At 62.1% G+C, this 19,261-nt stretch carries 17 protein-coding genes and 1 pseudogene; 8 read left to right on the top strand and 10 right to left on the bottom strand.

The features are described from left to right. A complete protein-coding gene (locus ASC97_RS26645; RefSeq protein ID WP_057471353.1) occupies positions 1–1,011 on the bottom strand; it encodes an SPFH domain-containing protein in 1,011 nt (336 codons plus the stop codon). 194 nt (positions 1,012–1,205) lie between these two features. On the opposite strand from ASC97_RS26645, the gene queC reads away from it, so the two are divergent. The 3 genes from queC to queE are packed head-to-tail and all read left to right on the top strand — an operon-like array spanning position 1,206 to position 3,006. Beyond that, the gene (gene queC / locus ASC97_RS26640; RefSeq protein WP_057471352.1) at positions 1,206–1,916 is read left to right on the top strand and encodes a 7-cyano-7-deazaguanine synthase QueC; all 711 of its coding nucleotides are present in this window, start codon (positions 1,206–1,208) and stop codon (positions 1,914–1,916) included. Then, positions 1,916–2,272 carry a 6-carboxytetrahydropterin synthase QueD gene (queD, locus tag ASC97_RS26635; RefSeq protein ID WP_057471351.1) on the top strand — a complete coding sequence of 119 codons (357 nt, stop codon included), beginning with the start codon at positions 1,916–1,918 and terminating at the stop codon, positions 2,270–2,272. Before queC ends, queD begins: the two co-directional genes overlap by 1 nt. Continuing rightward, the gene (gene queE, locus ASC97_RS26630) at positions 2,269–3,006 is read left to right on the top strand and encodes a 7-carboxy-7-deazaguanine synthase QueE (RefSeq protein ID WP_057471350.1); all 738 of its coding nucleotides are present in this window, start codon (positions 2,269–2,271) and stop codon (positions 3,004–3,006) included. Before queD ends, queE begins: the two co-directional genes overlap by 4 nt. A gap of 130 nt (positions 3,007–3,136) precedes the next feature. Here queE and hemH read toward each other — a convergent pair whose 3' ends face one another. From hemH to ASC97_RS26605, 5 genes and pseudogenes are all read right to left on the bottom strand, one after another. Further along, positions 3,137–4,174, bottom strand: coding sequence for a ferrochelatase (gene hemH / locus ASC97_RS26625; RefSeq protein ID WP_057471349.1), 1,038 nt, complete (start codon positions 4,172–4,174; stop codon positions 3,137–3,139). A gap of 126 nt (positions 4,175–4,300) precedes the next feature. Further along, the gene (locus tag ASC97_RS26620) at positions 4,301–6,199 is read right to left on the bottom strand and encodes a bifunctional metallophosphatase/5'-nucleotidase (protein ID WP_057471348.1); all 1,899 of its coding nucleotides are present in this window, start codon (positions 6,197–6,199) and stop codon (positions 4,301–4,303) included. A gap of 181 nt (positions 6,200–6,380) precedes the next feature. Beyond that, on the bottom strand, positions 6,381–6,749 hold the full coding sequence (omp10, locus tag ASC97_RS26615) for an outer membrane lipoprotein Omp10 (protein WP_057471347.1): 369 nt from the start codon (positions 6,747–6,749) through the stop codon (positions 6,381–6,383). A gap of 172 nt (positions 6,750–6,921) precedes the next feature. Continuing rightward, positions 6,922–8,373 (bottom strand): homospermidine synthase, encoded by a 1,452-nt coding sequence (locus ASC97_RS26610; protein ID WP_057471346.1) that lies wholly within the window; start codon positions 8,371–8,373, stop codon positions 6,922–6,924. A 139-nt stretch (positions 8,374–8,512) separates the two neighbouring features. Next, a pseudogene (locus ASC97_RS26605) lies at positions 8,513–9,385 on the bottom strand (heme-dependent oxidative N-demethylase family protein). 55 nt (positions 9,386–9,440) lie between these two features. Here ASC97_RS26605 and ASC97_RS26600 point away from each other — a divergent pair. Continuing rightward, positions 9,441–9,725, top strand: coding sequence for a CopG family ribbon-helix-helix protein (locus tag ASC97_RS26600; RefSeq protein ID WP_057471345.1), 285 nt, complete (start codon positions 9,441–9,443; stop codon positions 9,723–9,725). Further along, positions 9,722–10,015 carry a type II toxin-antitoxin system RelE/ParE family toxin gene (locus ASC97_RS26595; RefSeq protein WP_057471344.1) on the top strand — a complete coding sequence of 98 codons (294 nt, stop codon included), beginning with the start codon at positions 9,722–9,724 and terminating at the stop codon, positions 10,013–10,015. Before ASC97_RS26600 ends, ASC97_RS26595 begins: the two co-directional genes overlap by 4 nt. A gap of 28 nt (positions 10,016–10,043) precedes the next feature. On the opposite strand, the gene ASC97_RS26590 is transcribed toward ASC97_RS26595, so the two are convergent. After that, a complete protein-coding gene (locus ASC97_RS26590; RefSeq protein ID WP_057471343.1) occupies positions 10,044–10,328 on the bottom strand; it encodes a YciI family protein in 285 nt (94 codons plus the stop codon). A 129-nt stretch (positions 10,329–10,457) separates the two neighbouring features. Between ASC97_RS26590 and ASC97_RS26585 the strand changes: the two genes are divergently transcribed. Continuing rightward, a complete protein-coding gene (locus ASC97_RS26585; RefSeq protein WP_057471342.1) occupies positions 10,458–11,363 on the top strand; it encodes a sensor domain-containing diguanylate cyclase in 906 nt (301 codons plus the stop codon). Between the two features lie 21 nt (positions 11,364–11,384). Here ASC97_RS26585 and ASC97_RS26580 read toward each other — a convergent pair whose 3' ends face one another. The 3 genes from ASC97_RS26580 to ASC97_RS26570 all read right to left on the bottom strand — a co-directional run bounded on the left by ASC97_RS26580 (position 11,385) and on the right by ASC97_RS26570 (position 15,413). Further along, positions 11,385–12,011 carry an aminotransferase class IV family protein gene (locus ASC97_RS26580; protein WP_057471341.1) on the bottom strand — a complete coding sequence of 209 codons (627 nt, stop codon included), beginning with the start codon at positions 12,009–12,011 and terminating at the stop codon, positions 11,385–11,387. Beyond that, entirely contained in the window at positions 12,004–13,194 is a 1,191-nt protein-coding gene (locus tag ASC97_RS26575) for an aminodeoxychorismate synthase component I (protein ID WP_057471340.1), read from the bottom strand. Before ASC97_RS26575 ends, ASC97_RS26580 begins: the two co-directional genes overlap by 8 nt. A 365-nt stretch (positions 13,195–13,559) precedes the next feature. Continuing rightward, entirely contained in the window at positions 13,560–15,413 is a 1,854-nt protein-coding gene (locus ASC97_RS26570) for a M3 family oligoendopeptidase (RefSeq protein ID WP_057471339.1), read from the bottom strand. A 208-nt stretch (positions 15,414–15,621) separates the two neighbouring features. On the opposite strand from ASC97_RS26570, the gene ASC97_RS26565 reads away from it, so the two are divergent. Further along, a complete protein-coding gene (locus ASC97_RS26565; protein WP_057471338.1) occupies positions 15,622–17,175 on the top strand; it encodes a sigma-54-dependent transcriptional regulator in 1,554 nt (517 codons plus the stop codon). A gap of 178 nt (positions 17,176–17,353) precedes the next feature. Further along, positions 17,354–19,249, top strand: a complete 1,896-nt coding sequence (locus tag ASC97_RS26560) for a DUF882 domain-containing protein (RefSeq protein WP_057471337.1) — start codon at positions 17,354–17,356, stop codon at positions 19,247–19,249. The last annotated feature ends 12 nt before the right edge of the window (positions 19,250–19,261 follow it).

Below are 19,261 nucleotides of genomic sequence, written 5' to 3'. Positions count from 1 at the left end.
TCAGGTCTCCTGATTGGTGTTGAACGGATTGACCGGGGGCGTCGTGCGCGCCGGCACCTGCCGCGGGCGCGGCGGGGCTGGCGGCGTGGACGGATCGCCGAAGACTTCCCTGGCGATCGCGCCGATTCCGCTTAGCGAGCTCAGGATGGACGAGGCCTCGATGGGCATCAGAACGACCTTGGAATTGCTCGCCGAACCAATTGCCGTCAGTGCCTCGGTGTATTTCTGTGCCACGAAGTAGTTGATGGCCTGGACGTCGCCGGCGGCGATCGCCTGCGACACCATCGTCGTCGCCTTGGCTTCAGCTTCGGCGAGGCGCTCGCGGGCTTCCGCATTGCGGAATGCGGCTTCGCGCTGACCCTCGGCCTGCAGGATCGCCGACTGCTTGGCGCCCTCGGCACGCAGGATCTGGGCGTTTCGGGAGCCTTCCGCTTCGAGAACCTGGGCGCGCTTTTCACGCTCCGCCTTCATCTGACGTGCCATCGCGTCGACGAGGTCTCTCGGCGGCTGGATATCCTTGATCTCGACGCGGGTGACCTTGATGCCCCATGGCTGGACGGCGTCATCGACGACGCGCAGCAGGCGATCGTTGATCGCGTCGCGGTTCGACAACAGTTCGTCGAGATCCATCGAGCCCATGACGGAACGGATGTTGGTCATGGTCAGGTTGAGGATGGCGTTCTCGAGGTTGGAGACCTGATAGGCGGCCTGGGCGGCGTTGAGGATCTGATAGAAGGAGACGGCATCGGCGGAGACTGAGGCGTTGTCCCTGGTGATGACCTCCTGGGTCGGAACATTCAGGACCTGCTCCATGACGTTCAACCGGGCGCCGACGCGCTCGACAAAGGGCGTGATGATATTGAGGCCCGGTTCCAACGTCCGGGTGTAGCGGCCGAAACGCTCGACCGTATAGCGATACCCCTGCGGCACGGTCTTGATCCCGGCGAAGAGCACCAGAATGACAAAGACCACCAATGCGATCACGACAATGTCGAAGCCGCCCAAAACCATGAAACTCCCCCGCGATAGAATCGATTGATTGCACCTTAGCGTAGACGATTTCAAACGCCAGTCCGTAGCGCCGCCGCCAATGGATCATGCTTGATATATGGGTTTTCGATTGGCTATTCACAACGGCAGTGACGTGGCGTAAAAGGCGCCTGTATCCGGTCGCAGCCCACCCGGTCAAAACAAGGGACCCCATCATGAAGACTATCGTCATCTGCTCCGGCGGATTGGATTCTGTTTCGCTTGCCCATAAGGTCGCAGCGGAACGACACCTCATCGGCCTCCTCTCCTTCGACTACGGTCAGCGGCATCGCAAGGAGCTGGATTTCGCCACCGCCTGCGCCAAACGGCTCGGCGTCCCGCACCAGATCATCGACATTCGCACCATCGGCCGCCACCTGAGCGGCTCGGCGCTGACCGACGATATCGACGTTCCCGACGGTCACTATGCCGAGGAAACGATGAAGGCGACCGTCGTTCCGAACCGCAATGCGATCATGCTGGCGATCGCCTTCGGCCTGGCCGCCGCGCAAAAAGCGGATTCCGTTGCAGTGGCCGTGCATGGCGGCGATCACTTCATCTATCCCGATTGCCGTCCCGGCTTCATCGACGCGTTCCAGGCGATGCAGGACCAGGCGCTCGACGGCTACGCCAGCGTTTCGCTCTACGCGCCCTACGTCAACATCTCGAAGGCGGACATCGTGACCGACGGAGTAAAGAGCGGCACGCCCTTTGCGAAGACGTGGTCCTGCTACAAGGGCGGCGCGCGCCATTGTGGGCGGTGCGGCACCTGTGTCGAACGGCGAGAGGCTTTCCATCTGGCCGGTGTCGACGATCCGACGGAGTACGACGACGCGGATTTCTGGGTCGCTGCGACGAGCGGCTTTTCGGCCGAGGAGGTGAAGTGATGTTTCGCATCACCAAGGAATTCCACTTCTCTGCCTCCCATCAGCTGACACACCTGCCCGCCGATCATCAGTGCGCGCGGCTGCACGGGCACAACTACATCGTCGAAGTGGAGCTGTCGGCCGTCGAGCTGGACGACAACGGGTTCGTTCGCGACTATCACGAGCTGGCGCCGCTGAAGCGCTACATCGATGACAGCTTCGACCACCGCCACCTGAACGACGTGCTCGGCCATGAACGGGTGACGTCGGAGTATCTGGCGAGGCACTTCTACGACTGGTGCAAGGAGCGATTGCCGGAGACGTCGGCAGTGCGCGTCAGCGAGACGCCCAAGACGTGGGCGGAATACCGGCCATGAGCGGGGCTCGCGAGGCGCCCATCCGCGTCAGCGAAATCTTCGGACCGACGATCCAGGGAGAAGGCGTGCTGATCGGCCTGCCGACGGTGTTCGTCAGGACCGGAGGCTGCGACTACCGCTGTTCCTGGTGCGATACGCTGCATGCGGTCGACAGCGACTACCGCGATCAATGGCTGCCGATGTCGGTGGACGAGATCTGGCGGGAAGTTCGCCGGCTTTCCGGCGACATGCCGCTGACGGTGTCGCTTTCCGGCGGCAATCCCGCGATCCAGCCGCTTGGCGCTCTCATCGCGCACGGGCACTCTGAAGGCTATACATTCGCGCTGGAGACGCAGGGCAGTGTCGCCAAGGAGTGGTTTGCCGACCTCGACACGCTTGTGCTCAGCCCGAAGCCGCCCTCAAGCGGCATGGAGACCGATTGGGCCGCCTTCGACGACTGTCTGCGCATGGCGGCCGCCGGGCCGCAGATCGCGTTGAAGATCGTGGTCTTCGACGACCGCGATTATGTCTTTGCGCGCGAGGCGGCTGCCCGTTATCCACACCTGCCGGTCTATCTGCAGCCCGGCAACCACACGCCGCCCCCGCCGGACGATGACGATGCCAGGATCGACATCGACGGGATCATGGATCGGATGCTGTGGCTTGTCGGCAAGGTGACGGACGACAGGTGGTTCGCGGCGCGGGTATTGCCGCAACTGCATGTGCTTTTGTGGGGTAACAAGCGCGGGGTGTGACGTGTAGCGCGTCTCGCCATGCAGCCCCCTCATCCGGCTGCCGCCACCTGCTCCCCGAGGGGAGAAGGGACTTGTGGCATGCGAAGGTGGCCCGAAGGATCGGACGAGGCCGGCGCGGCAACACGCTCAATCAGGCCCAGCCGAGCAACTCCCGGCGGACGACCTTCTCCAGAACGCGCATCCCGTCCTCGCTGTCATTGAGGCAGGGGATGTGCGTGAACTTGTCGCCGCCGTTCTCGTGGAACGAATGGGCGGCCTGTTCGGCGATTTCTTCCAGCGTTTCCAGACAGTCCGAGACGAAGCCGGGGTTGAGTACCGCAATCTTCTTGACGCCATCCTGCGCCAGCTTTTCCACCGTCTTGTCGGTATAGGGCTGCAGCCACTCTTCCGGGCCGAAGCGGGACTGGAAGGTGACCATGAATTTCTCCTCGGACAGGCTGAGCCTTTCGCGCAGCAGCCGGCCCGTCTTTTGGCACTGACAGTAGTAGGGGTCGCCCTTCTTGAAGTAGGACATTGGGATGCCGTGGAAGGAGGCGAGGATCATCTCCGGTTCCCAGTCCAGCGTCGCCAGGTGCGTCGTGATCGAGTTTGCCAGCGCCTCGATGTAGGTCTCGTCGTCGTGGTAGTCGGGCACGGTGCGCAGCGCCGGCTGCCAGCGCATCTTCAGGAGATGCTGGAAGGCCTTGTCGTTGACGGTCGCAGTCGTTGCCGCGGCATATTGCGGATAGAGCGGAAAGAGTACGATCCGGTCGCAGCCGTCCTCCTTCAGCGCCTGGATGCGCGAGGGGATCGAGGGGTTGCCGTAGCGCATCGCCCAGTCGACCGTGACATCAGGCAGGTCCTTCAGGCGCTCCGCCATCAGCTCCGACTGGCTGCGCGTGTGGGTGCGCAGGTAGCTTTCGTCCCTGTCCTTGTTCCAGATCAGCTCGTAGGCCTTTCCGACCTTGCCCGGACGGGTGTTGAGCACGATGCCGAACAGGATGGGGTACCACTTCCAGGGCGACCACTCGATGACGCGCTTGTCGGTCAGGAACTCCCTGAGGTAGCGGCGCATGGAGGCGTAGTCGGTGCCGTCGGGGGTTCCGAGATTGACGAGCAGGACGCCCACCTTGCCTGATTTCACAGTCGGATGGTCCGGCGGGAGGTGCGCAGTGTCGGTGATCGTCATTTATACCCCAGATGCTTGTCGTCTCTGCCCGGCTCATACGAAGCCAAGCGCGGCTGGTTCACCCTATAAGAACAAAAGCCGGCCCGGGAAAGCCCGGGCCGGCTCAGGTCATCGAGACAAATCGTCTTACTTGGACGGAATCTGCAGCTCCTTGCCGATCGTCAGGTGACGTGGCGTGGGCGTGCCGTTCGCTTCGGAGATCTTCTTCCAGAGGGTGCCGTCGCCGTAGAATTGCTTGGCGAGATCCCAGAGGGTGTCGCCGGATGCGATGACATGGCTGGTCGGCGTGTTTGGCGCGAGCGCTGCCGGTGCTTCCGTCGCGGGCGCTGCCGCCGGGGCGGCTGGAGCAGCCGGGGTCGCAGGCGCTGCAGGAGCGGCCGTTGCAGGAGCGGCCGTTGCAGGTGCGCTGGCTCCGGATGCCGCAACTTCGCTCACGCGACCATCGGTATAAGGCTTGTAGGGTGAATGCGCGGCCAGATAGTCCGCCGTCACGTCGGCCAGATCCGGGCCGAAGTCGTAGGCATTCTTGCCTGCTGTCGCGAAGATCGAATAGCCGTCGCCGCCGGCGCGCATGTAGTTGTTGGTGACGACGCCATAGGTCTTCGCGTCGTCGAGCGGCACGAAGGCATCGCCTTCGCGGGCCTCGACGGTAACCAGGCGACTACCGGCCGGCTTGCTCTTGTCGTAGCTGTATTTCAGGCCCGAGACTTGCGGGAAACGGCCTGCGCCTTCCTCGATCTTGCCGAGGCCGTTCTCCAGAGCCTTGCGGATATCGGCGCCCGACAGCTGGAAGGTCGCCAGCGTGTTCTGGAAGGGGAGGACGGTGATGACCTCGCCTTGGGTGACGTCGCCGCCGTCGATCGAGGCGCGCAGGCCGCCGCCATTCTGGATGGCGATGCTCATGCCCTGGCTTTTGCCGCGGTCGAGCATGGCGTCGGCGACGAGATTGCCCATGGAGCATTCCTTGACACGGCATACCAGGCGGTCGCCGTCGATCGGTCCATCGGACGAGCCTATGACCTTCTTGCGGAGCTCCTCGATCGGCTTGGCCAGCTCGGCGACGCGGGCGGTGATGGCCGGGTCGGGCGCGAAGGAGGAATCGATCAGGATCGGGTCGCCCTTGGCGGTCTTGACGACACCGTTATCGTCGAAGTCGACGACGAGATCGCCGAGATACTTGCTGTAGGAGGCGGCCTGGACGACCGGCACTTTGTAGCCGCCGGGATTGTCCACCCAGGTCGGATAGGGGCCTTCGGCCTTCGGGTCGGTGTTGGAGAGCAGGCTGTGCGAGTGGCCGCCGACGACGACATCGACATCCGGGATCTTGGCGATGGCGGCGAGATCGCGCGGGTAGCCGACATGGGTCAGCGCGATGATCTTGTTGACACCCTGCTTCTTCAGGTCTTCCACCGCCGCCGTGATGGTCTGGACGTCATCGGCGATCAGGATTTTGGGGCCGGGCGAGGAAATCTCTTCGGTGTCGTTGGTCACCGCACCGACGATGCCGATCTTCTGGCCGCCGACATCGAGCACGAGCGAGGGCTTGATGCGATCTCCGAGCTTGGAGCCGTCGGCGGCAAGCACGTTAGCCGAGATGACCGGGAATTTGACCTTGTCGAGGAAGGTCGCCAGGCCGTCTTCGCTGTCATCGAACTCGTGGTTGCCCACGGTCATCACGTCGAACTTCATGTCGTTCAGGAATTCGGCTTCGGCGGCACCCTTGTAGGTCGTGTAGAAGAGCGAGCCCTGGAAGTTGTCGCCGGCATTGAGAAGCAGGACATTCTGGCCGGAGAGCGCTGCCCGGCGCTGGTCGATCGCGGTCTTCAGGCGGGCAGCGCCGCCGAAGCATTCCTTCTTGCCTTCCTCCTCGGCCGAGCAGGTGGAATCGAACTTGTTGATCGGTTCGATGCGCGAATGGAAATCGTTGATGTGCAATAAATTGAGCTGGTAGTCGGCAAAGGCGGCGCCGCTCGACAGCGCCAGCAGCGACGCGGTCAGAAGACCGAATTGAAATGACCTCGTCATATTGTTCTCCTGGTTTTACGGGCGAAGCCTGGACCCCCGCGCTCCGCCGTACCTCTGCAACCGATGTTTCCACTAAGCACTAGTGGCTGCAAGAGAAAAAGCTGTGACAGCGGCCGTCCTTTCCAAGGGTGCCCATAAAAAAAGCTCCCGGGAGGGAGCTTTTCGAGTGAAGCTGACGCTCTCACATATGGCGGGTCAGCGTAAACTGCGATCCGGCATCCGAGGTGCAGTTCAGCTGGGACTGCGTCACCAGAGCGCAATTGACCTTCGACTGTGTCTTGCGCACCAGCGACGTCATGTTGATCTCAACCAGCGACGGCGATGTGTTCACGTAGGTACCGGAGGCAAGCAGCTGGTTGCTGTCGGTGGTCCGGGTCGTGAAGGTTCCGGCCTGGAATGTGGAAATGATGCCATTCGGATCCGCCCAGGAGCCTTCCACACCTGATGGTGCCGGGTTTGCGGCGACCGGCATCGGGCGTGGCGACGGCGAAACACAGGCTGCAAGAGCCGCGCAAGCGCCGACGAGGACAACGAGGGTTTTGATCTTCATGAGCTTCTCCCGGGGATTTCGGAACGAAAACTATCCGTGTGGTTGCGAAAAACATGGCGCGGGCTGTCGGGGAAGGCAAGGCTCCAGGGGAGGGAGGCGGCATTTTATACAGCAAGCGTTACAAAAATGCCCGCCTTGCGGCGGGCATCCTCGAGGTCGGTTCTGGCAGAATTCAGCGAACCAGGATGTTCTTGAACTGCCACGGATCCTTGGTGTCGATGTCTTCGGGGAACAGGCCGGGACGGCCGTCGAGCGGGGTCCAGTCGGTGTAGTGGCCTTCGACCGGGCCGAGATACGGCGTCTGCACTTCGAGGCAGCGCTTGTAGTCGATCTCATCGGCTTCGACGATGCCGGCCTTCGGGTTCTCGAGCGCCCATACCATGCCGGCGAGGACGGCGGAAGTCACCTGCAGGCCGGTTGCGTTCTGGTAAGGCGCGATGCGGCGGGTCTCTTCCAGAGAGAGGCGCGAGCCGAACCAGTAGGCGTTCTTTTCGTGGCCGTAGAGGAGGACGCCGAGTTCATCGACGCCGTCTTCCAGTTCGTCCTCGTTGAGAACATGGTGGACCGGCTGCGCCGTGCCGCCGTTGCCGAACATCTCATGCAACGACAGGACCGCGTCGTTGGCCGGATGGTAGGCGTAGTGGCAGGTCGGGCGGAAGGTAACTTCGCCGTCCTTGTCGCGGACCGTGAAGTAGTCGGCGATCGAGATGGATTCGTTGTGGGTGACGAGGAAGCCGTATTGCGGGCCGGGGGTCGGGCACCAGGTGCGAACGCGGGTGTTGGCGCCCGGCTGTTCCAGATAGATGGCCGCCTTGTTGCCTTTCTTGTGCTTCTTGGCGTTCTTCGGCATCCACTCTTCGTGCGTGCCCCAGCCGAGTTCGGCCGGCTGCAGGCCTTCGGAGATGAAGCCTTCGACGGACCACGTATTCCAGAAGACGTCGAGCGGCTTCGGATGGATGGTGCGCTGCGTGTCGCGCTCGGCGATGTGGACGCCCTTGACGCCGACCTTCTTCATCAGCTTCGCCCAGCCTTCGCGGTCGTGCTGATCCGGCTCCTCGAACTTCACGCCGATCTCGTTGGCGAGGTTGACGAGCGCCTGCTTGACGAACCAGGAGACCATGCCGGGGTTTGCGCCGCAGGTGGAAACGGCGGTTGCGCCGCCCGGGTTCTTCTTCTTCTCATGGCGAACGGTTTCGCGCAGCGCGTAGTTGGTGCGGTCGGCGTTCTTCATGGTCTTGTCGAAATAGAAGCCGAGCCAGGGCTCGACGACGGTGTCGATGTAGAGAACGTCCAGCTTGCGGCAGAGCTTCATCAGGTCGAGCGAGCCGGTGTCGACGGACAGGTTGACGCAGAAGCCCTGGCCTTCGCCTTCGGTCAGGAGCGGCTTCAGCAGATCCTTGTAGTTGTCCTTGGTCACATATTCCTTGATGTGACGGACTCCGTGCTTCTTCAGGATCTCCATGTCCGCGGGCTCTTCGCGCGGGTCGATGACGACCATCCGGCTCTTGTCGAATTTGAAGTGGCGCTCGATCAGGGGCAGCGTGCCGCGGCCGATGGAGCCAAAGCCGATCATCACGATCGGGCCGGTAATTTCGGCGTATACCGGGTGGGTCTGTTCCGTCATTCTTTTCTCCTGTGGAAGGCGACGAAGGCGATGGGCCTTAAGAATTTATGTGAAATGGCGCATATATTGCGAAGGGGTGACCGGCTCTAACCACAAATCGGCGTCACAATAAAGAGCGATCGGTCCGAGAACGCAAATATCAGGCAGGCGAGAGGGCATTGGCGAGCGCCCGCAGCTTGGCCGCAAGCTCGGTTTTCTGCACTGTGAGACCCTTGTAGGCGGTCTGGTCCCAATTTAGACCTTCGAGTTGGGCTGCGAAGCTTGCGGCGAGGGCTGCAGCATTCGGGTGGTGCGCGATCGCCGCAATCGGGTCGACATAGACGCGGATGGTGAAGAGGATGTCGCCCGATCCGGGCAGCTTGCGCAACGTCTGCCGTTCGACGCGGGCGAAGCGTTCGGCGAGCGTGAAGGCGCCTGCATGCGATGGACGGCGGTGCTTGGAAAGCGGCAGGAAGAGGTCGCCGGTCGTGTTGACGGACCAATTCAGTCGCTCGACCGGCTGGGCGGGTTGGAGATTGTCGAAGATGCGGGTGATCAAGGCGGCGTTGCGGCTGCCTTCGCCGAAGCCCGGCACCTCGGCGTGGATCGCCTGCATCGGCCGGCCGAACTTCTCCTGCAGCGACCACGAGGAAGGGAAGGCCACGAAACCCGCGACCAGATGCCAGCCGTCCTCCCTGCGTCGCATGATGACGAGATCGTCCTGCACGAGCAGGCCGGCCCTGAGCAGCGGAGGAAGACCGGCGACATCGTCCCTCGTGTCGCGCCGGAGGTTCGGATGGCGTTCCGCAAGATACGAGTCCAGCAGATCGAGGGCCTCCTGCTGCGCGGCTTCGGTGCCGTCCTCGGCGACGAAGACCTCATTGCGGCGGGTGTCGACGAGTATCTGCTTTTCGCCGACATAGCGCGCCTAATCGGCGTCCGGCTCGATCCAACGTGCTAGATCGAGCGGCAACAGGCCGATGGTAAAGGGCTTGGCAGAGCCGTCATAGGGCGTGTAGGTCGGAAGCGTCATTGCCAGCAAAGTGCCGATTTGTTAGCCTCTTCGCAAGAGCAAGCTGGAGGCCGCCATGGCCGGCAATGTCGTTTCATTTCGGGTGTCTGATCCTCTCCTCCGGAGGTTGGACAAGCTTGCGCAAGTGACAAGGCGCGATACCTCCAGTCTGGCGCAGGAAGCCATTGCCGACTATCTGGCGCGTCAGGAAGCCCAGATGGCGGCGATTGACGCCGCCGCTGATGCTGCCGACAAGGGCGACTTTGTTTCGCATGAAGCGATGTCGGAGTGGTTGGGGTCCTGGGGAAGCGACGAGGAACGACAGCCCCCGGAGATCGATGTGCGTAAAACCCGGCGATGAAGCTTCTTTGGTCGTCATCAGCGCGAGACGATTTGATTTCCATTCGACACTTTATTGCCGAGCATAATCCAACTGCTGCCAAGGCTGTTTCTGCGCGCCTGGTCTACGCCGCCAATCTGCTGTGCGATCGACCCCAGCTTGGACTCCGGACACATAGGGACGATATTCGTCGACTGATCGTCGGCAATTCGGTTTATTCGCTCATCTACCGTATTCGCGACGGAAATATCGAGATTATCGAAGTTTTCGACGGCAGGCAAAGCGCATCGCGGACAGATCTGGTTCCTTAGTGGGTCAAATCCCTCCGATGGAAGTCGCTCAGCCTTTCAAAACATCCAATCCCGTTGCCGTCGTTGTGATGGCGACCTCAGTGATGTCGTATCTTGCAATGCCGTGGATGGTGAAGGGGTCGGCCGCCACATAGGCTTCGATTTCGGCGCGGTCGCCCACGGCGAAAACCACGCCGCCGGTGCGCGGGACCTTGCGGCCGGAGGCGAGGAACCAGCCTTTTGCATAGCCTTCCCTGACCCACGCCATGTGCGGCTCCATGTGCTTGTCGGCTTCCTCGTTCGGTTTCACATAGGTCAGGGCAAGGATGAACATCCGGTGTTTCCTTTCAGGGCGTTTCGTTCCGATACACCTGAGTATTCAATTGTCCCCGAACCATCCATCTTCTTTTTAGGTTTCCGCTCCAAAGTGCGAATCGTTATTCAGCACGCCCGGAACAATCGGATGACCCAGATATCGGAGCGGCTTGCGGAGTTGCAGGAGGATAGTGCCGTCCTGATCGCGCTTTACGATCAGGACGACAGGCTGCGTTATGCAAACGCAGCGTTCCGCTCCACCTTCGCGCTAGAGCCAGACGAGTGCCCTTTTTGGGCAGAACTGATGCGCCGCAATACCAAGGCGGGAAAAGGCACGATCATTCGTGCGGCCGACTTCGAGACATGGCTTATCTCCGCGCAATCACGCCGTGGCAAGCTGCCGTTTCGCGCGTTCGAGACCGACGTGACAGACGGTCGATGGCTGTGGATGACGGAGACCGTCCAGCGCGACGGGTGGATGCTGTGCATCGCCAGCGACATCACGCATCTGAAGGCGAGCGAGCGCGACATCAGGCAGGACCGCGATTTCGCGCTGCGGGCCTCCCAGACAGACGAGCTGACCAGTATATCCAACCGCCGCTTCATGATGGCCGCGCTGGAGAGCATGGTTCAACGCCAGGCATCGGAGGAAGCGTCGAGAGGCTGCATCTGCATTATCGACCTGGATTTCTTCAAACGCATCAACGACCTGTACGGCCATCAGGCGGGTGACGACGTGCTGGTCGATTTCGCCCGCCGGGTGCATCCGCTCGTCCGGCGCCGAGACAGCTTCGGCCGCATCGGGGGCGAGGAGTTCATGCTGATCCTGCCGGACACGACGTTGTCGCAAGGCGAGCTGATCATCGATCGCATCCTGACGACCGTGCGCGATGCGCGGCCGATCCGCACGGTGCCGACCTTTTCGTATACCTGCTCTGCCGGGCTCGCGGAGTTGCACGCCGGCGAGACGGCGCGCGAATTTTACGCGCGGGCCGATGAAGCGCTCTATCATGCCAAGCAGAGCGGTCGCGACCGCCTGAGGATCGTCGCATAGAGCGGGAGGGTTTATCCCGATCTACGCGATGAGGATGGCCGGGATCAGGCCTCGCAGGGAGTTGCCCACGTACAGCCTGCCTGCCCTCAACTCTTCCAGCGAGATGCGGCCGACGCGCGCTTTCCGCTGACAGATGAGTTCGGTGCGAAGCACGCCGGCGAGCAGGCCGCATGAAATGGGGGGCGTACGGAGGATGCCGGATCCGTCATCCAGGAAGACCGAGGTAATGGTCCCCTCGCAAACCTCGCCGCGCTCGTTGAGCATGACGACTTCGTCCGCGTCCGAAGAAGCATATTCGGCACGGGCAGTGTCGTAGACAGCCCGATTGGTCGTTTTCAACCGCAAAATCTTGTCGTTCGAATCAAGTCGGGAGGTTGCGATGCGCACCGTCCAAGGCGTATCGGCGGGAAGCGGCGTGAAGGGCGCGGTGGTGACCTCCATCAGCCCCTGTCGATCCAGCGTCAGGCGCACGCGCAAACCCCGGGAGGCGCCGGCGACGGCCTCATCGAGCTTCGCCGCCGCCGCCGCAGGTTCGGGAAAACCGACCCGGCGGGCAGAACGGGAAAGGCGCGCGAGATGAAGACGCAGCCTGACAAAGCCGGCGTCCGGGTCGAAGCGCAGCGTTTCGATCAGCGAGAAGTCAGTCACCCGCGATCTCCCGGTCGTCTTTATCGCCCGCGATCTGCTGATCGCCGACGGCGAAGCGCGCTTTCAGCAGGCACTCTTCATATTCGGCTTCGGCGGTCGAATCGAACACGATGCCGCCGCCGACGTTGAAGATCGCCTTGCCGCCCTCGAACAGGCTGAGGGTGCGGATGGCGACGGAAAAGCGCATGGCGCCATCGGGCGAAATCATGCCGATCGCGCCGCAATAGGCGTCTCGTGGAGTGCCCTCCAATTCGTGCAGGATCTGCATCGCGCTGATCTTCGGCGCGCCGGTTACCGAACCGCAGGGGAAGAGGGCGGCGAAGATATCGCGGATCGAGAGGTCGGGGAGAAGCCGTGCCTGGACGTGGCTCACCATCTGGTGGACCGTCGGATAGGTCTCGATGTCGAAGAGTTTCGGTACGTCGAGCGTCCCGACCCTGGTAATGCGGGAGATGTCGTTGCGCAGGAGATCGACGATCATGCGGTTTTCGGCCTGCGTCTTGATGTCGTGACGCATCGCCGCGACGATCTCGGCGTCTTCGGCGACGCTGGCGCCGCGCTTGGCGGTGCCCTTCATCGGATGAGTCTCGATCCAGCCGTTGCTGTCGGTGCGGAAGAAGAGCTCGGGCGAGCGGGAAAGGATCACAGGGCCGCCGAGATCGACGAGGGCACCGTATTTTACCGGCTGGCGCTCGATCAGGGCCCAGAAGGCCGCACGGGGCTCGCCGCTCCAGCGGGCAGCCACCGGCATGGTGAGATTGGCCTGATAGCAATTGCCCTGCCTCAGATGCCAGTGCAGGCGGTCGAAGCGCTCCTTATAGGTCGGGAAATCCCACGCGGCTTTCGGGGCGGTGACGAATTCCTCGTTTTCGAGACGCTGCGCCGGCTGGGCAAGCGGATGGTCATCGGGTTGCGGCGCGTCGAAGACGCCGAAGCAGAGGAGCGGAGTCTGCCTGTCCGCCATGGCCAAGGCGGAGAGCTTGTCCTCGAAGAGGTACCCGGCCTCGTAGGCCATGTAGCCAGCCAACCATTTGCCCGCGGCCCGGGCTTCCTCCATTCCGGCGAGCGCTGCGAAGAACTCGGTGCGCGTGCGAGCGACGATGATCTCCGCCGGGTTGGCGAAGAGCATCACCTGCCCGGTGGTGTCGTCCCTGAAGAGGGCGTAGGGCTGTCTGTCGGTCATAGCGATGCTTGCGCCCCGTGCGGCGAGGTTCGCAGTGTTCCTCTGCTGCCCGTCGGACAGGTGAGGGGGCGGAGCGGAACGACGAGCAGCAGCCTGTTCGGCGGAGAAGGTGTGCCGTCTGGGCCTCGCCTCATTCCAGTATCCCGCATTCCTGTGCTTGTCACAGGAATCCAGCCACGGCGCTTCTGCGCCGTGAACGATGTCATTCGCCGCACAGTGTCTCCCGCGCCCAGGGACCTGGGCGCACTGGATTCCTGTGACGCGCACAGGAATGAGGGAGAAGGGGGTGCCTTCATTGTTCCTCTTGAACGTTACGCAAGGCGCGGTCGTTCGCGCCGTCTCCAACTTTGGGAGACAACCGTTGCTCAGGCCTTATCTAGCGCTTCCAGCTCGTCGATCAGCCCCTCGATCATCGACAGTCCCTTGCTCCAGAACGACGGATCGGTCGCGTCCAGGCCGAAAGGCTTCAGAAGTTCGGCGTGGTGCTTGGTGCCGCCTGCCTTCAGGAGCTCGAAATACTTTTCCTGGAAGCCCTTGTCGGCTTTCTGGTAGACCGCATAGAGCGAATTCACCAGGCAGTCGCCGAAGGCGTAGGCGTAGACGTAGAAGGGTGAATGGATGAAGTGGGGGATATAGGCCCAGTAGGTCTCGTAACCCTCGGAAATCCTGATCGCCGGTCCAAGGCTTTCCGACTGCACCGAAAGCCACAGTTCGCCGATGTCGTCCGACGTCAGTTCGCCGGCTTTCCTGGCCGTATGGATCTTCCGCTCGAATTCGTAGAAGGCGATCTGGCGCACGACCGTGTTGATCATGTCCTCGACCTTCTGGGCCAGCATCGCCTTGCGCTCGCGCCTGTCCTTTGTCTTGTCGAGCAGCGCCCGGAAGGTCAGCATTTCGCCGAAGACGGATGCGGTTTCGGCAAGCGTCAGCGGCGTCTGGCACATCAGGGCGCCCTGGGCACCGGCCAGTACCTGATGGACGCCGTGGCCGAGTTCATGGGCAAGCGTCATCACGTCGCGCGGCTTGCCGAGGTAGTTGACCAGCACATAGGGATGAGCGGAGGGCACCGTGGGATGGGCAAACGCGCCTGGCGCCTTGCCCGGTCGCACCGGCGCGTCGATCCAATGCTCGTCGAAGAAACGCTTGGCGATTGCGGCCATCTCCGGGGCAAAGTTGCCATAGGCGGACAACACCGTGTCCCTGGCTTCGTCCCAGGAAATCACGGCGTTCGACGTCTCCGGGAGCGGCGCATTGCGGTCCCAGAACTCCATCTGCTCCATGCCGAGCCACTTGGCCTTCATCTTGTAATAGCGGTGCGAGAGGCGCGGATAAGCCTGCTTGACGGCGGCGGCCAGAGCATCGACGACGTCGCGTTCGACGCGGTTTGCCAGATGCCTGGAATCGGCGATGTCCTCGAAGCCGCGCCAGCGGTCGGAGATGTCCTTGTCCTTGGCGAGCGTGTTGGTGATGAGGGTAAAAGTGCGCAGGTTCGCCCTGAAGGTTGCGGCGAGCGCCATGGCGGCCTTGCGACGAACCTCGGGGTCCTTGTCCTGCAACATGTTGAGCGTCACTTCGAGCGGCAGCTTCTCGCCGTCGACGTCGAAGCGCAGCTCCGACATCGTTTCGTCGAACAGGCGATTGAAGGCGGCGGCCGATGTCATCGACTTTTCGAGGAAGAGCTGCTCCAGCTTGTCGTCGAGCTGGTAGGGCTTGTCCTGGCGCAGGTCGACCAGCCAGGGGCGATAGTGGCCGGCGTCGGGGTCGTTCGCCATCGACGCATCGATGACAGCATCATCGATGCGGTTGAGTTCGAGCGCGAAGAACAGGAGGTGGCCCGAGAAATCGGTGATCTTAGCCTGCACGTCGCCGTAGAGCTTGCCATTCACCGGGTTGCTGGTGTCGGAGAAGTAGGTGAGGCTCGCAAACGAGCCGAGGCGGCCAATGATGTCGTCCAGCGCCTCATATTCCTTGAGCGCCTGGCCGATGCCTTCGGCGCCCGTCTTGGTCACGGCCTCGGCAAGCCTGCCCTTCCACTTTTCTTCGAAGGCAACCGCAAGCTTGCCGGCCTTGTCCATGTCGGCGACGAAGGCGGTGGAAGTGGCGGATGGGTAGAGGTCCTGCAATTTCCAGGTCGGCAGATCGCCCAGCGCGGTATCGGTCGCGGAGGCGGCGGAGCTTGCCGAAAAATTAAGATCGGCGCCGGCGAGCGTGTTTTTCATGAGCAGGGTTCCTCTTCCTCTTTTGCGACAGGCTTGACTGTCTATGCGCCTAAAGCCCCGGCATCAAGGGGCTTTAGGTAGCCGAGAAGCTTCGTTTCGAGGCGATTTTGGCTCCGTCACAAACGTTAAAATGCGATTATTTCTCAAAACTGGATGTTCAAGCCTTTCTGCGAGAGTGCTTGCAGGTTTCGCATGAAGTGAGGCGGCAATGACCGGTTACAATGAGCTCAAGGGTGCAGCGCAGATACTTGTCGTCGAGGACGATCCAGTACAGCGGCGACTGCTGAAGAACGCGATCGAGCGTCATGGGCACGTCGTCCATCAGGCGGAGAACGGACGCATCGGTCTGGAGATGGTGAAGAGGGCCAGCGGCCTCTACAACGTCATCGTGCTCGACCTCATGATGCCCGAGATGACCGGCCTCGAATTTCTCGAAGCAGTGCACGAATTCGGCACACAAATCCCGGTCATCGTTCAGACAGGGCAGGGCGGAATCGAGACGGTGGTCCAGGCGATGCGCGCCGGTGCGTTCGATTTCGTCGTCAAGCCGGTGTCTCCGGAACGCATTGCCAACTCGATTTCGAATGCCTTGAAGCTCGACCAGCGCGAAATCAAGGCGCGCACCGGTCGCCGGTCCCGTTCCGGGGCAGTCGGGTTCGACGATATTGTCTCGGCCAGTCCCGCAATGCTACGCGTCATCGATCTTGCCCAGCGCGGGGCACAGTCCAACATCCCGGTGGTGCTGGAAGGCGAATCCGGTGTCGGGAAGGAACTCGTGGCGCGCGCCATCCAGTCCGGCAGCGACCGCTCCGGCAAGCCGTTCGTCACGGTCAACTGCGGTGCCATTCCGCACAATCTCGTGGAGAGCATTCTCTTCGGTCACGAGAAGGGAGCCTTCACCGGCGCCACGGAGCGCCATGTCGGCAAGTTCATGGAGGCCGACGGCGGCACCATCTTCCTCGACGAGATCGGCGACCTTCCGCTCGACGTCCAGGTCAAGCTTCTTCGCGCCGTGCAGCAGGGCGAGATCGAGACAGTGGGCGCGCGTGCCGCCCACAAGGTCAATGTCCGTCTGATCTCGGCGACCAACAAGGATCTGATCGAAGAGGTCAAGAACGGCCACTTCCGCGAAGACCTGTACTATCGCCTGAACGTGTTCCCGATCACCATCCCGGCTCTGCGCAAGCGCAAGGAAGACATCCCTCATCTGGTGCGCGTTTTCACCGAGCGGTTCTCGACAGAGCAGAAGAACGGCCATCGCATGACGGTCAGTTCGGGCGCGCTTGCGCTGCTGACGGCCTATGACTGGCCGGGTAACATCCGCCAGCTCGAGAACGCCATCTTCCGTGCCGTGGTTCTTGCCGACGGACCGGAGCTGACGGAAGCGGATTTTCCGCAGATCGCGGCGCAGTTGCCCGAATACGACGTGGTGGACCACCTCGCACTGGTCGCCGACAACAGCAGCAGTGCGCGCCTGAGCGAACTTGTTGAGGTGGAATACTCGGCCTCGCATTCGGCGGCCGATCCAGCGGTCTCGCGAATCACCGACGCGCCGGACAACGCAATTGCCAGCACGAACCCCGCCGGCGAGGTTCGCAAGCTCGCCGATGTCGAAGAGGAATTGATCAGATTCGCTCTTAAATTCTATAGGGGCCAGATGAGTCAAGTGGCTCGAAAACTGGGTATCGGACGGTCCACACTCTACAGAAAACTCAAGGATTACGGCATCGATCCGGACAATCCCCAGAAGGACGCCGCATAGCCCGCTAAATTAAGAATCCGGCAATCATCTTTTGTTACCATTCATAAACCACTTGTTAGCGGGCTGTTCACTATGTAAAGAAAAGGTTGATCACGTGTGGCATTTTTGCCATCGTGTGACCGCATTTCACAGTCAAGGGTCGGGTAGAGGACCATCGGCTGTCTGACGGGGATTGAGTTTGCCGGATCTGAATTGGAACACGAAGCCTTCGCGCCCGACATGGCGCAAGAGGTGCGCAGACCTTTGCGGAAAGGTGGTTAGGACGGCTATGGCCGCCCTTCTCGCAGTTGCTGTTTCGTCACCTGTGACGGTGAGCACGCCTTCCCAGGCGGCTGGCGATACGCGTAGTCTCAAGCTCTACTTCGTCCACACCGGCGAGAAAGCCGTCATCACCTACAAGCGCAACGGCAGGTTCGACCCCAAGGGTCTCGAGCAGCTGAACCGCTTTCTGCGCGACTGGCGCAAGAACCAGCCAACCAAGATGGACCCGCGCCTTTTCGACCTGATCTGGGAAGTCTACCGCCAGAGCGGCTCACGCGACTATATCAACGTCGTCTGCGGATTCCGTTCGCCTGCTACCAACGCGATGCTGAAGGGCCGTTCGCGCAATTCCGGCGTTGCCGAGAAGAGCCAGCATATGCTCGGCAAGGCGATGGATTTCTTCATCCCTGACGTCAAACTGGCCACTTTGCGTGGCATAGGCATGAAAATGCAGGTCGGCGGCGTTGGATTCTATCCGAAATCCGGTTCGCCCTTCGTGCACATGGATGTCGGCGGCGTTCGTGCCTGGCCGCGCATGAGCCGTGACGAACTGGTCAGGCTTTTCCCGAACGGCAACACGATGCATATCCCCGCAGACGGGCGTCCGCTGCCTGGGTATGAACAGGCCGTTGCCGACTACAAGCGCCGCGTCAGCTCCAGCCAGGTGCAGATGGCAAGCTCGGGCGCCTATTCCGGCTCGTCCGAGGAGCCGCGCAAGCACAAGACTCTGTTTGCAGCGCTGTTCGGCGGTGGAGCGGACGAGGCAGAAGACACGTCTGACGACGATAGCGGCGCAACGTCGGTGGCAATCGCCAGGGCGACACCGCCAAAGGCCGCCGATATTCCGAACGCAGCCGATCCCGGCCAGCAGGCTCCCGCCCAGCCGACCGAGGTCGCAAGCGTCAATGCGCCGATTCCGCAGGTGCGGCCGGCGTTCGCCAATCAACCAGGCGGCAGCGAAGTGGCCAGCGCCCTCGTCGCTCCGCAGTCCGGAAATGCCGCGCAACAGGCCCTCTCTGCCGTGACCGATCAAGGTCCGCAGCAGTTTGCAGATCTCAGCGCCTACAGCGTACCGGTTCCTTCGCTGCTCGGACCGCGCCGCTCTGTGGGCGATGCGGAAGTCGCTTCGGCAGATCCGACTGCGATGACGGGGAATCTCGCAGCGGTTCCGACGCCGGGTGAACGCCCGGCCCTTGCCGAAAAGCTTCTCGCCGCGACGAATGCCGATGCGGAAGCGGACGACGATGTGGCAGACCAGGAGGATACGCTTTCTCCGGCTGTTGCCGACGCGCTCAACCAGCAGGACACGGCCGGCGACCGTCAGGTCGCATCGAGCCAACCGCCGGTTTCGAGCGTCGAACAGGCTATCAACGCGGCAATGCCGCAAAAGGTTCCCGCCCAGAAGACACCGGTGCAAATGGCCGCCCTCGCTCCGTCGACCCGGTCGGCAGGCTTCGGGGATGGCTTCGACGCGCCCCGGACATCCGACGACGCCGGCGTAGCGCAGGGCGTGCCCGCCAAGGGCGGCCGCCCGACCAAGCATGAGGCGGCAGAAGCCGATGCCAGCCGGGCTACGGTCAGGACCGAGCCGAAGCTGACCGAGAAGATTATCTCGAAGTGGGCGCTCACCAATTCGCGCATGGAGATGGTAACCAAGCCGGTGAAGGCACCGCGGTTTGTCAGCCAGACACTTCGCGCCCAGCCGACCTCGGTCTACGCGGAAGGCTTCACCAAGACGGCCTCCATCGATCCGGGCCGGTTCAGCGGTACTGCCGTAAACTTCATGGAAGTGCGCAAGTTCGAATCGAACTGAGCCACCCGTTGA

This window comes from Rhizobium sp. Root1203, assembly GCF_001424945.1.
Taxonomy (GTDB): domain Bacteria; phylum Pseudomonadota; class Alphaproteobacteria; order Rhizobiales; family Rhizobiaceae; genus Rhizobium.
This window is presented reverse-complemented; position numbering and strand designations above follow the sequence as displayed.

Excerpts from the sequence above, each read along its gene's own strand:
- queE (WP_057471350.1), top strand. The coding sequence starts at position 2,269 with ATGAGCGGGGCTCGCGAGGCGCCCATCCGCGTCAGCGAAATCTTCGGA.
- ASC97_RS26645 (WP_057471353.1), bottom strand. The coding sequence starts at position 1,011 with ATGGTTTTGGGCGGCTTCGACATTGTCGTGATCGCATTGGTGGTCTTT.
- queC (WP_057471352.1), top strand. The coding sequence starts at position 1,206 with ATGAAGACTATCGTCATCTGCTCCGGCGGATTGGATTCTGTTTCGCTT.
- ASC97_RS26590 (WP_057471343.1), bottom strand. The coding sequence starts at position 10,328 with ATGTTCATCCTTGCCCTGACCTATGTGAAACCGAACGAGGAAGCCGAC.
- ASC97_RS26610 (WP_057471346.1), bottom strand. The coding sequence starts at position 8,373 with ATGACGGAACAGACCCACCCGGTATACGCCGAAATTACCGGCCCGATC.
- ASC97_RS26570 (WP_057471339.1), bottom strand. The coding sequence starts at position 15,413 with ATGAAAAACACGCTCGCCGGCGCCGATCTTAATTTTTCGGCAAGCTCC.
- ASC97_RS26585 (WP_057471342.1), top strand. The coding sequence starts at position 10,458 with ATGACCCAGATATCGGAGCGGCTTGCGGAGTTGCAGGAGGATAGTGCC.
- ASC97_RS26575 (WP_057471340.1), bottom strand. The coding sequence starts at position 13,194 with ATGACCGACAGACAGCCCTACGCCCTCTTCAGGGACGACACCACCGGG.
- queD (WP_057471351.1), top strand. The coding sequence starts at position 1,916 with ATGTTTCGCATCACCAAGGAATTCCACTTCTCTGCCTCCCATCAGCTG.
- hemH (WP_057471349.1), bottom strand. The coding sequence starts at position 4,174 with ATGACGATCACCGACACTGCGCACCTCCCGCCGGACCATCCGACTGTG.
- omp10 (WP_057471347.1), bottom strand. The coding sequence starts at position 6,749 with ATGAAGATCAAAACCCTCGTTGTCCTCGTCGGCGCTTGCGCGGCTCTT.
- ASC97_RS26620 (WP_057471348.1), bottom strand. The coding sequence starts at position 6,199 with ATGACGAGGTCATTTCAATTCGGTCTTCTGACCGCGTCGCTGCTGGCG.
- ASC97_RS26595 (WP_057471344.1), top strand. The coding sequence starts at position 9,722 with ATGAAGCTTCTTTGGTCGTCATCAGCGCGAGACGATTTGATTTCCATT.
- ASC97_RS26600 (WP_057471345.1), top strand. The coding sequence starts at position 9,441 with ATGGCCGGCAATGTCGTTTCATTTCGGGTGTCTGATCCTCTCCTCCGG.
- ASC97_RS26565 (WP_057471338.1), top strand. The coding sequence starts at position 15,622 with ATGACCGGTTACAATGAGCTCAAGGGTGCAGCGCAGATACTTGTCGTC.